The sequence below is a fragment of the Streptomyces sp. NPDC110618 genome (assembly GCF_055657065.1).
Map to the genome: position 1 here is coordinate 187,220 of NZ_JBVKBN010000005.1, position 12,041 is coordinate 199,260.

Annotated in this window: 7 protein-coding genes; 4 read left to right on the plus strand and 3 right to left on the minus strand. The window is 72.5% G+C overall.

Annotated features, from left to right (window positions below):
• Positions 1 to 25: 25 nt before the first annotated feature.
• Complete coding sequence (locus ACZ7L7_RS11940; protein WP_472075706.1) at positions 26 to 2,305, minus strand: FdhF/YdeP family oxidoreductase; 2,280 nt, start codon at positions 2,303 to 2,305, stop codon at positions 26 to 28.
• A 213-nt stretch (positions 2,306 to 2,518) separates the two neighbouring features.
• Here ACZ7L7_RS11940 and polA point away from each other — a divergent pair, with 213 nt between their 5' ends.
• Positions 2,519 to 5,245: a DNA polymerase I gene (polA, locus tag ACZ7L7_RS11945; protein ID WP_472075708.1), complete on the plus strand. Its 2,727-nt coding sequence runs from the start codon at positions 2,519 to 2,521 to the stop codon at positions 5,243 to 5,245.
• Between the two features lie 69 nt (positions 5,246 to 5,314).
• On the opposite strand, the gene ACZ7L7_RS11950 is transcribed toward polA, so the two are convergent.
• Positions 5,315 to 6,148: a DUF4184 family protein gene (locus ACZ7L7_RS11950; protein WP_472075710.1), complete on the minus strand. Its 834-nt coding sequence runs from the start codon at positions 6,146 to 6,148 to the stop codon at positions 5,315 to 5,317.
• A 284-nt stretch (positions 6,149 to 6,432) separates the two neighbouring features.
• Between ACZ7L7_RS11950 and ACZ7L7_RS11955 the strand changes: the two genes are divergently transcribed.
• The 3 genes from ACZ7L7_RS11955 (at position 6,433) to pgfA (ending at position 9,446) form a co-directional block, all read left to right on the plus strand.
• The gene (locus tag ACZ7L7_RS11955) at positions 6,433 to 8,163 is read left to right on the plus strand and encodes a lytic transglycosylase domain-containing protein (RefSeq protein ID WP_471592340.1); all 1,731 of its coding nucleotides are present in this window, start codon (positions 6,433 to 6,435) and stop codon (positions 8,161 to 8,163) included.
• 134 nt (positions 8,164 to 8,297) lie between these two features.
• Entirely contained in the window at positions 8,298 to 8,432 is a 135-nt protein-coding gene (locus tag ACZ7L7_RS11960) for an SPW_0924 family protein (RefSeq protein WP_285513221.1), read from the plus strand.
• Positions 8,433 to 8,453: 21 nt separating this feature from the next.
• Positions 8,454 to 9,446, plus strand: coding sequence for a cell envelope lipid trafficking protein PgfA (gene pgfA / locus ACZ7L7_RS11965; RefSeq protein WP_285513222.1), 993 nt, complete (start codon positions 8,454 to 8,456; stop codon positions 9,444 to 9,446).
• Positions 9,447 to 9,459: 13 nt separating this feature from the next.
• On the opposite strand, the gene hrpB is transcribed toward pgfA, so the two are convergent.
• Positions 9,460 to 11,940, minus strand: a complete 2,481-nt coding sequence (gene hrpB / locus ACZ7L7_RS11970) for an ATP-dependent helicase HrpB (protein ID WP_285513223.1) — start codon at positions 11,938 to 11,940, stop codon at positions 9,460 to 9,462.
• Positions 11,941 to 12,041 lie beyond the last annotated feature (101 nt).

Genomic DNA, 12,041 nt, shown 5'->3' on the forward strand with positions numbered 1-12,041 from the left:
GCGCCGCTGGTACCTGAGCAAACGCTCAGTCGGTCGCCGATTGTTCCAGACGTACTACTACGGACTTGCTGGCCGGGGTGTTACTGGTGTCCGCGGTGGCGTCCAGCGGCACCAGCACATTGGTCTCCGGGTAGTACGCCGCCGCGCACCCCCGCGCCGTCGGGTAGGCCACGACCCGGAACCCGGGGGCCCGCCGCTCCACGCCGTCCTTCCATTCGCTGACCAGGTCCACGTACGACCCGTCCGCCACTCCGAGCGCCCGCGCGTCCTCGGGGTTCACCAGGACGACCCGCCGCCCGTTCCTGATCCCCCGGTACCGGTCGTCCAGCCCGTAGATCGTGGTGTTGTACTGGTCGTGCGACCGCAGCGTCTGCAGCAGCAGCCGTCCCTCGGGCAGTTCGGGGTACTCCACCGGCGCCGCCGTGAAGTTGGCCTTGCCGGTGGGGGTGGGGAAGCGCCGTTCGTCGCGCGGGGCGTGCGGCAGGGCGAACCCGCCGGGCTCGGCCACGCGCGCGTTGAAGTCCTCGAACCCGGGCACGACCCGCGCGATACGGTCGCGGATCGCCGCGTAGTCCTTCTCGAACTCCTCCCACGGCACTCGGCTCTTCTCTCCGAGCACCCGGCGCGCCAGCCGGCACACGATGGCCGGCTCGGACAGCAGGTGCGGGCTCGCGGGCTGAAGCCGCCCGCGTGAGGCGTGCACCATGCCCATGGAGTCCTCGACGGTCACGAACTGCTCGCCGCTCGCCTGAAGGTCCCGTTCGGTGCGCCCGAGTGTCGGCAGGATCAGCGCCCGCGCCCCCGTCACCGCGTGCGAGCGGTTCAGCTTGGTCGACACGTGCACGGTCAGCCGGGCCCGCCGCATCGCGGCCTCGGTCACCTCCGTGTCGGGCGAGGCGGAGACGAAGTTGCCGCCCATCGCGAAGAACACCTTGGCCTTGTCGTCGCGCATCGCGCGGATGGCCCGTACGACGTCCAGGCCGTGTTCGCGTGGCGGCGCGAACCCGAACTCCTTCTCCAGCGCGTCCAGGAACGCGGGCGCGGGCCGTTCGAAGATGCCCATGGTCCGGTCGCCCTGCACGTTGGAGTGGCCGCGCACCGGGCACACGCCCGCCCCCGGGCGTCCGATGTTGCCGCGCAGCAGAAGGAAGTTGACGATCTCGCGGATGGTCGGCACCGCGTGCTTGTGCTGGGTCAGGCCCATCGCCCAGCAGACGATGGTCCGCTCGGAGTCGAGGACCATGCGCAGCGCCCGCTCGATCTGTTCCCGGTCCAGGCCGGTCGCGGTGAGCGTCTCGTCCCAGTCGGCGTCCCGCGCGGTGGCCGCGAACTCCTCGTAGCCGTGGGTGTGTTCGCGGACGAAGTCCTCGTCGACCGCGCCCTCGGTGTCCAGGATCAGCTTGTTCAGCAGCCGGAACAGCGCCTGGTCGCCGCCGATGCGGATCTGCAGGAACAGATCGGTGAGCGCGGCGCCCTTGAGCATGCCCTGCGGGGTCTGCGGGTTCTTGAACCGCTCCATGCCCGCCTCGGGCAGCGGGTTGACGGTGATCACCTTGGCGCCGCCCGCCTTGGCCTTCTCCAGCGCGGACAGCATCCGGGGATGGTTCGTCCCCGGGTTCTGCCCGGCCACGATGATCAGATCGGCCTTGTAGAGGTCTTCCAGGAGCACGCTGCCCTTGCCGACGCCGATCGTCTCGTTCAGTGCCGAGCCCGACGACTCGTGGCACATGTTCGAGCAGTCGGGCAGGTTGTTGGTGCCGAACTCGCGGGCGAACAGCTGGTAGAGGAAGGCGGCCTCGTTGCTGGTGCGGCCGGAGGTGTAGAAGAGGGCCTGGTCCGGCGAGTCGAGCGCCGTCAGTTCCTCGGCGACGATGTCGAAGGCCCGCTCCCAGGTGACCGGCTCGTAGTGCTCGCCGCCCTCGGGCAGGTACATGGGGTGCGTCAGCCGTCCCTGCTGGCCGAGCCAGTAGCCGCTGCGGGTGGCGAGGTCGGCGACGGAGTGCGCGGCGAAGAACTCCGGCGTCACCCGGCGCAGCGTGGCCTCCTCGGCGACCGCCTTCGCGCCGTTCTCGCAGAACTCCGCGGTGTGCCGGTGCTCCGGCTCCGGCCAGGCGCAGCCCGGGCAGTCGAAGCCGTCCTTCTGGTTGACGCGCAGCAGGGTCAGCGCGGTCCGTTTCACGCCCATCTGCCGCTGCGCGACGCGCAGGGTGTGGCCGATGGCGGGCAGTCCGGCGGCCGCGTGCTTCGGCTCCGCGACCTGCGGCGCGTCCTGGACGGGGTCACCCTTGGGCGGCTTCGACGCCATCGCACGCTCTCCTTACGACTGCGTATGTGAGGTACGTCTCCGATCCTCGCACGTGTCACCGACACCGTCCGCCGCCGGGCTCCGGGCGGGAGCCGCCGCAGTCCGCCGCCGGGCTCCGGGCGGGAGCCGCCGCAGTCCGCCGCCGGGCTCCGGGCGGGAGCCGCCCCTGCCGGTGGGCCCGCGGTGTCAGTGGGGCGTGGCAGGATCGGGGGCGTGGCAGAGACAGCATCGAAGAAGACCGAAACGAATCCCGGCGGCGGCCGTCCGCGCCTGATGCTCATGGACGGGCATTCCCTGGCCTACCGCGCGTTCTTCGCGCTGCCCGCGGAGAACTTCACGACCGCGACCGGCCAGCCGACGAACGCGATCTACGGTTTCGCGTCGATGCTGGCGAACACCCTGCGCGACGAGGCGCCCACGCATTTCGCGGTCGCCTTCGACGTGTCCCGCAAGACCTGGCGGTCGGAGGAGTTCACCGAGTACAAGGCGAACCGTTCCAAGACCCCGGACGAGTTCAAGGGGCAGGTCGAGCTGATCGGTGAGCTGCTGGACGCGATGCATGTCTCCCGCTTCGCGGTGGACGGCTTCGAGGCCGACGACGTGATCGCCACGCTGGCCACGCAGGCCGAGGCCGAGGGCTTCGAGGTGCTGATCGTCACCGGCGACCGGGACTCCTTCCAGCTCGTCAGTGAGCACACCACTGTGCTCTACCCGACGAAGGGTGTCTCGGAGCTGACCCGGTTCACCCCGGAGAAGGTCGTGGAGAAGTACGGGTTGACGCCCGCGCAGTACCCCGACTTCGCTGCTCTGCGCGGCGACCCGTCCGACAACCTGCCCGGTATTCCGGGTGTGGGTGAGAAGACGGCCGCGAAGTGGATCAACCAGTTCGGTTCGTTCGCGGAGCTGGTCGAGCGGGTGGACGAGGTCAAGGGCAAGGCCGGCCAGAACCTCCGCGACCACCTGGAGGCGGTCAAGCTCAACCGTCGTCTCACCGAGATGGTGCGCGATGTGGAGCTGCCCAAGACGGTCGCCGACCTGGAGCGGGCCCCGTACGACCGCAAGGCCGTCGCGCTGGTTCTGGACACCCTGGAGATCCGCAACCCGTCCCTGCGGGAGCGGCTGCTCGCGGTCGACCCCGGCGGCCAGGAGGCCGAGGAGGCACCGGTCGCCGCGGAGGGCGTGGAGCTGGACGGCCAGGTGCTCGGCACCGGCGAGCTGGCCCCCTGGCTGGCCGAGCACACGGGCGCCCCTCTCGGGGTGGCCACCGTCGACACCTGGGCGCTCGGCACCGGCTCGGTGGCCGAGGTGGCGCTGGCCGCCGCCGACGGTCCCGCAGCCTGGTTCGATCCCTCCCAGCTCGACGAGGCCGACGAGACCGCGTTCGCGGCCTGGCTGGCCGACGCCGAGCGCCCGAAGGTCTTCCACAACGCCAAGGGCGCGATGCGGGTCTTCGCCGAGCACGGCTGGTCGATCGACGGCGTCACCATGGACACCGCGCTCGCCGCCTACCTGGTCAAGCCGGGCCGCCGCTCCTTCGACCTGGACGCGCTGTCCCTTGAATACCTGCACCGTGAGCTGGCGCCCGCCGCCACCGCCGACGGCCAGCTCGCCTTCGGCGCGGACGACGCCGCCGAGGCCGAGGCGCTGATGGTGCAGGCCCGTGCCGTCCTCGACCTGGGCGCCGCCTTCGAGGCCCGGCTGGAGGAGGTCGGCGCCGCCGACCTGCTGCGCGACATGGAGCTGCCCACCTCCGCGCTGCTGGCCCGGATGGAGCGGCACGGCATCGCCGCCGACCGCGCCCACCTGGAGGCCATGGAGCAGATGTTCGCCGGGGCCGTGCAGCAGGCGGTGAAGGAGGCGCACGCGGCGGCCGGGCACGAGTTCAACCTCGGTTCGCCCAAGCAGCTGCAGGAGGTTCTCTTCGGTGAGCTGGGCCTGCCCAAGACGAAGAAGACCAAGACCGGCTACACCACCGACGCCGACGCCCTGGCCTGGCTCGCGGGCCAGACGGAGAACGAACTGCCGGTGATCATGCTGCGCCACCGTGAGCAGGCGAAGCTGCGGGTCACCGTCGAGGGTCTGATCAAGACGATCGCGGCGGACGGCCGAATCCACACCACGTTCAACCAGACCGTCGCCGCCACCGGCCGCCTGTCCTCCACGGACCCGAACCTGCAGAACATCCCGGTCCGCACCGACGAGGGCCGCGCGATCCGCCGCGGCTTCGTGGTCGGTGAGGGCTTCGAGTCCCTGATGACGGCCGACTACAGCCAGATCGAGCTGCGCGTGATGGCGCACCTGTCCGCCGACGAGGGCCTCATCCAGGCCTTCACCTCCGGGGAGGACCTGCACACCACGGCCGCCTCCCAGGTCTTCGGTGTCGAGCCCGGCGCGGTCGACGCGGAGATGCGCCGCAAGATCAAGGCCATGTCCTACGGCCTGGCGTACGGTCTGTCCGCGTTCGGCCTGTCCCAGCAGCTGAACATCGAGGCGGGGGAGGCCCGCGCCCTGATGGACGCCTACTTCGAGCGGTTCGGCGGGGTACGGGACTACCTGCGCCGGGCTGTCGACGAGGCCCGCGCCACCGGGTACACGGCGACCCTCTTCGGGCGCCGCCGCTACCTGCCCGACCTCAACAGCGACAACCGCCAGCGCCGCGAGGCGGCCGAGCGCATGGCCCTGAACGCCCCGATCCAGGGCACCGCGGCCGACATCGTCAAGATCGCCATGCTCAAGGTCGACGAGGCCCTGCGCGAGGCCGGTCTGAAGACCCGGATGCTGCTCCAGGTCCACGACGAAATCGTGCTGGAGGTCGCCCCCGGCGAGCGCGAGCGGGCCGAGGCGCTGGTCCGCGAGCAGATGTCCCAGGCGGTCCGCCTGGACGTTCCGCTTGGCGTCTCGGTGGGCGTCGGCCCGGACTGGGAGTCGGCGGCGCACTGAGCGCACACCTGGAGGCATGAACAGAGGGGCGCGGGGGGCCGGTGACGGTTCACCCGCGCCCCGCCCGTCTCACCGCAGGACGAGCGGCGCCTCCTCGCGCACCGGCGCCGGCCGCCACACCCGGACGGCCACCGCGTACGCGAGTACGCCCACGAACAGCCCGGCGCCCGCCCCGAAGCACAGCGTCGGAATCAGCTCCCACGGCTTGGCGCGCGACCCCCAGTAGTCCCACCAGCGCACCGCCCGCACCACCGCGCACACCGCCGGAAGCCCGACGAGCGGCACCGCGGCCAGCCACCGGTCCCGCGCCGACAGCACCGGCACCCCGGCCGCGCCGCGCCCGCCCCCGGCCCGCCGCAGCGCCACCGCCACGAACACCGCGATGACGACCGCGGCGACCGCGGAACCCCCGTACTGCAAGTACCAGTACAACGGCGACCCCGCGATCTCCTCGCCGAGGACCGGGAACAGCCGCATGCCCCAGCGGTCGAGATGCGTGAACGCGTCCCACACCACGTGCGTCAGCGAGCCGAGCACCGCGGAGACGTAGCCCCACAGGGCGAGTTCCGGCCGGATCCGCGCCCGGGGCGCACCGCAGCGCAGCAGGGCCGCGGGCCGGTCCTGGCGGGCCCTGGGCAGCAGCGCCACCAGGGGCTCGCGCACCAGCAGCCAGAGCCCCACCAGCGCCCAGGCGAGCACGACATCGACGGTGAGCACACCGGCGAAGGAGTGCGTGACGTCCCCGAACACCATCGCGTCGGGCACGGCGCTGGCCGCGTAGTAGGTGAGATCGGGGCTGAAGGACCCGGCCACGAGGACGGCCGGGAGCAGTCGGCCCCGGCCGGTTCCGTCGGTTCGTACGGCGGGCAGCACCGCCGCCGCGTGGCTCAGGGTGAACGGCACCGGGTCTCCTCGCTGACAGGGTGGTCGACCCGCTCAGTATCACGTATGGCCAAGCGGTGAATATCGGAGGTGAACGGGTGCCCGTGGCGCGGAAGTTGTCGTAGGGTCACTTGGTCGGTGTGCGGGGCGCGCGGCCGACACGACGGACAAAGACGGACGGATGGGTCGTGGCGCACCACCGAACGGCCGTATGAACGCAACCCCCGCGGCACATCGTTCGTCACAACAGGGCGACGGGACAGACAGAGACGGGCGCTCGGGCGTCCACGGGAGGGGTTCACTCTATGTCGGCGCAATTCGGCAGGCGGCTGTACAAGGGTGCGGCCACCGCCGCCGTCGCCGCACTCGCGGTCGCGGCGCTCTCCGGCTCCCAGGCTCCCGGAGTGACAGTCGACGACCAGGGCAGACGGACCACCTCCGACGCCACCCCGTCTCCGGACGAGGCCGCCGGCGACAGCGCCACCGGCAACTCGCCCTACTACACGGACCTGCCGCCCCTGGACAGCCCCAAGCCCTCGCCGAGCGCGGGCGGTACGGGCGGCGGCGGCACGGACTCCGACTCCGGGATACCCGCGACCGTCCTGGACGCCTACCAGCAGGCCGCCGCCAAGCTCCAGGAGTCCAAGCCGGGCTGCAACATCCCCTGGGAGCTGCTCGCCGCCATCGGCCACGTCGAGTCGGGCCACGCCCGCGGCGGCCGGGTCGACGCCGACGGCACCACCACCTCGCCGATCCTCGGCCCGCAGCTCAACGGCAACGGCTTCGCCAACATCAGTGACACCGACAACGGCGCCTACGACGGGGACAGCTCTTACGACCGTGCCGTGGGGCCGATGCAGTTCATCCCGTCCACCTGGGAGTGGGCGGGCCGCGACGGCAACGGCGACGGCAAGAAGGACCCCAACAACGTCTACGACGCCGCCCTCGCCGCCGGGCACTACCTGTGCCGCTTCGGCTGGGACCTGTCCGACGCGCGCGACCTGCGCAGCGCGATCCTCAGCTACAACAACTCCACGGACTACCTGAACACGGTCCTGGCGTGGCTGGAGCACTACCGCAAGGGCGTCGACGAGATCCCCGACGGCACCGGTACGGTCCCGGAGGACCGCAGCGACGAGGGGACCTCCACGAACCCGTCGCCGAGCACCCCGGCGCAGCCCGCCACGCCCTCCACGCCCCCGAGGTCGACGCCGCCCGGGACCAAGCCGCCGGCCACCGAGCCCCCGACGACGCCTCCCACGACGCCTCCGCCGACCGAGCCGCAGACGCCCACCGAATCGGTCCACCACCTGGAGGACGCCGGTACCGAGGAGCTGAGCGCGCGGGCGGGCGACGCGTTCGCGGAGCGCATCAGCACCCGCGCGGAGACCAAGTCCGGCAAGGGCGTCGGCAAGGTGCGCATCCGCTTCACCATCACCGGCGACACGGATGCCGTCTTCGCCGGCGGCGAGAAGGTCGCCACCGCCCTCACCGACGGCAGCGGCACCGCGGTGGCGCCCGTGCTCCAGGCGGGCGACAGGACCGGCGACTTCAAGGTCCGGGCCACCCTCATCGGCCGCTCGGTCACCGCCGTCGAGTACCGGGCGAAGGTCACCGAGCGCACCGCCGACGCCGTCGCCCGGACGACCGAGACGGAGCTGACCTGCGTCCCGGGCGGCGAGTTCGCCGAGAAGGTGAAGGTGAAGGCCACCTACAAGGGCGCCGCCGCCGACGGTGTCGCGGCCACCGCCACCCTCGTCAAGTCCGCCGAGGACCCGACCGAGAACGACAAGGGCCCCTACTTCAAGGACGCCGACGACAAGCCGGTACGCACCCTCACCGGCCTGAAGACGGACAAGGACGGCCTGATCGAGCTGCCGAAGCTGCACGCGGACGACAACCCCGGCACGTACGAGCTCGTCATCACGCTGGCGGGCGGCGCGAAGGTCACGGTCAAGCTGACCGTGAAGGAGGCCGAGGAGGGGACCGGCGAGGAGACCGAGACCCCCACACCCTCCGCGAGCCCCAGCGCATAACCCCCGCACAGACCCGGACGGCGCCCCTCCGTGCGGAGGGGCGCCGTCGTCGTGCGTGACCTGTTCTCATCTCGTCCGCCCGTTGCTACGGTGCCCAAAACTGACGACCTATCAGTTTCGGCCTGGGAGGCACCGTGCGCGCCCTGATCGCCGCCGCGACCGGTCTCGCCGTCGCGCTCGCCCTGGTGTTCACCCTCACCGCGCTCGGCACCCCGAGCGGCGAGACCTCCCCGAAGCCGCTGCTGACCACGGTCCCCGCACACCCGTAACCGCCCGGGAGGGAGGCCGAGATGCGCCGCAAGGTCAGTCTGATCCTGCTCGCCCTCGCCGTGTTCTTCGCCGCGCTGTCCCCGATGCTGCGCTGGTACGCCTTCCCGCGCCTGGCCAAGGTCCCCGCCGACCAGTACCAGGACATGGTCCTGGAGGCGAAGGACGCCACCCTCCTCGACTACAGCACCATGAAGGCCCGCAAGGTCCCCAAGGTCACCATCGTGCAGACCCTCAAGGGCAACGTGGAGGAGTCGGAGCGGATCGAACGCACGGCGGGCCGCGACGTGGTCGTCTGGGACGGCCTCTCCTACGTCGAGGGCCCCGACGGCGAGATGGTCTCCCAGATCCCCGAGCGCTACATCTTCGACGCCCACACCCAGGAACCCGTCCACGCCACCGGGGAGATGGTCGACGGCGACCCGGTGCGCCGGGAGGGCATCGAGTTCAAGTGGCCGTTCCTGACCGAGAAACGGGACTACGAGTACTTCGACGCCCAGACCCGCACCTCCGCCCCCATCCACTACAAGGGCACCGAGAACTTCCGCGGCGTCGAGGTCTACTACTTCGAGCAGACCGTCCCGTGGACGAAGGTCCCGTACCCCAAGAAGCTGCCCGTCGAGGGCATCACCCCCGAGGCCCTCGCCGACACCGGCACCACCCGCTGGTACACCACGGTCCGCAAGTTCTGGGTCGAACCCGTCACCGGCGCCCCCGTCTACGGCGAGGAGATCCACCGCGAGGAACTGCGCGGCGGCACGCTCCTGGGCGACCGCGACAAGGTCACGGCGTTCGCCGGGCACGTCAAGATGCGCGAGGACTACATCGACCACACGGTCGACCTGGTCAAGTCCAACCGCACCCTGGTCCTGCTGATGACGACCTACCTCCCCTGGGGCTTTCTGACCCTCGGCATCCTCCTGCTCGCCCTCTCCCTCTACCTGGAGGCCCGCAGCCGCCGCCCCGGGAACCGGGCGCCGAAGGAGGCGACCGAACCGGAGCCGCTCAACGCCTGAGCCGCGCCCGCTCTCAGCCCCCTTGACGCCGGGCGCGGGCCGCGGTGTGCCGCGTGGGCTCGGCCGTCGCCGGGTCCTCCGGCCACGGGTGCTTCGGGTACCGGCCCCGCAATTCGGCGCGTACGCCCTTGTAGCCGTCCTTCCAGAAGGACGCGAGGTCCGCCGTGACCGCCGCGGGACGCCCGGCGGGGGACAGCAGATGGACCAGCACCGGCACCCCCGCCACCGTCGGCGACTCGTGCAGCCCGAACATCTCCTGCAACTTCACGGCGAGGACGGGCTGCTCGGGGTCGGAGTAGTCGAGGCGGATCCGGGACCCGCTCGGGACGGCCAGCCGCTCCGGCGCCAGCTCGTCCAGGCGGGCCGCCTCGCCCGACGCCCACGGCAACAGGCGTCCCAGGCCCGCCCCGGCGTCGATCCGGCCCAGATCCGCCCGCCTGCGCGCCCGGCCCAGCTCCGGTTCCAGCCACTCGTCCACGCGCGCGTGCAGCGCGTCGTCGGACACGTCCGGCCAAGGGGAGCCCACGTGCTGTTGCAGGAACGCCAGCCGCTGCCGCAGTACGACCGCGTCCGGCGACCACCGCAGCAGGCCCAGCCCCTCCTGCCGCAACCCCTCCAGCACGGCGGCCCGTACGAGACCGGGGTCCGGGTCCCGCAGCGGCCGGACCGTCAGTTCGATCGCGCCCAGCCGCTCCACCCGCCGGGCGACCACGTCACCGTCGGCCCAGTGGACCTCCTCGCCCTCCGAGTACAGGGGAGCGGCAGCCGTACGGGCCGTTTCCTCGTCCACCACGGCCGCGAGCTGCACGCGCGCGTGCCCCTTGCCGACCGGGCGGTCCGCCACCGCCACCGCCAGCCAGGAGGCGCCCCGCAGCGACGAGCCCTCCCGCAGCTCCGCCCGCGTCCCGGACGCCATCAGCACCGACCCGCCCTCGACCTTGCCGACGCGTTCGGGGAACGCCAGCGCGGCCACCCTTCCGGCCAGCGCGTCATCCGCCTCCACCGCGCCCGAGGTCCCGCGCAGCCGCCGCACCTCCGACCGCCAGCGCCCCGCATACGCGTCGCCCCCGCGCCGGGCCGCCCTGAGCGCCGCCGCCAGATCATCCCCGTAGTCCCGGGGAGCCTCCTCCGACAGCAGGGCCACCACCTCCGCGCCCGCGCCGTCCGTGTCCAGCAGTGCCCGTCCGAGGCGCGGGTGCAGGCCGAGGCCGGCCAGCCGCACGCCCCGCTCGGTCGCCCGACCCGACTCGTCCACCGCGCCGATCGCCGACAGCACCGCGCGCGCCGCCGCCATCGCGCCCGCCGGAGGCGGGTCCAGCAGGGCCAGACCGGACGCCGACGGGTCTCCCCAGCACGCCGTCTGCAACGCGAACGCCGTCAGGTCCGCCACCTTGATCTCAGGGGAGGGGAAACGGGGGAGACGGATGTCCTCCGCCTCCGCCCAGCACCGGTACACGGCCCCCGGCGCCTCACGCCCGGCCCGGCCCGCCCGCTGGCGTCCGGCAGCCTGGGACGCCCGTACCGTCGTCAGTGCGCTCAGCCCGCGCGCGTGGTCGACGCGGGGCTCCCGCGCGAGGCCGGAGTCGACGACCACCCGGACCCCCGGGACGGTGAGAGAGGACTCGGCCACCGAGGTGGCCAGTACGACCCGGCGCCGGTCGCCGCCGGACAGCACCGCGTCCTGCACCGCCGCCGGGGCCCTGCCGTGCACCTGGAGGATCTCCACACCGCCGAGGTCGGCGAGCTGCCCGGCCACGCGCGCGATCTCACCGACGCCGGGCAGGAAGCACAGCACGTCCCCCGTCCGCTCGGCCAGCGCCCGCCGCACCACCGACGCCACATGCGTCAGCAGCGCCGGATCGACCCGCATACCGTGCGGCGGCCGCACCGCACGGGCCGGCGGCGCCCACACGACCTCCACCGGGTACGAGACGCCCTCCGCCTCGACCACCGGCGCCCCGCCCAGCAGCCGGGCCCAGCCCTCCGCGTCCGTCGTCGCCGACGCGGCCACCAGCCGCAGCTCCGGGCGCAGCGCCTGCCGTACGTCCCACAGGAAGGCCGCCGTCGTGTCCGCGTCCAGATGCCGCTCGTGGACCTCGTCCAGGACCACCACGTCCACACCGGACAGCTCCTGGTCGCGCTGGAGCCGCTGGAGCAGCACACCCGTGGTGACGACCTCCACGCGCGCGTGCCGCCCGACGACCCGCTCCCCGCGCACCGTGTATCCGACACTCCCGCCGACCTTCTCGCCCAGCAGCCACGCCATCCGCCGGGCGGCGGCGCGGGCCGCGATCCGGCGCGGCTCGGCCACGACCACGCGCCGGGCGGGCGCGGCCTCGTCCAGCAGGCCCGCCAGAGCCAGCGGGACGAGGGTGGTCTTGCCGGTGCCCGGCGGGGCCACGAGGACCGCCGTGCCGGCACCGTCCAGGGCGTCGGTCAGAGCGGGAAGGGCACTGCGGACGGGAAGGGCGTCCAGGGCGTCGTAGCGGATCACACGCCCAGTCTCGGACACCTCGGATGCGCGGACGGACCCGGTTCCATACGCAGGCGAGGGTCGCGCGGACGGAATCGGCCTCGTACGCGGGCGACGGCGGA

Coding starts and splice junctions, on each gene's coding strand:
- ACZ7L7_RS11940 (WP_472075706.1), bottom strand. CDS start 2,305: ATGGCGTCGAAGCCGCCCAAGGGTGACCCCGTCCAGGACGCGCCGCAG.
- pgfA (WP_285513222.1), top strand. CDS start 8,454: ATGCGCCGCAAGGTCAGTCTGATCCTGCTCGCCCTCGCCGTGTTCTTC.
- ACZ7L7_RS11955 (WP_471592340.1), top strand. CDS start 6,433: ATGTCGGCGCAATTCGGCAGGCGGCTGTACAAGGGTGCGGCCACCGCC.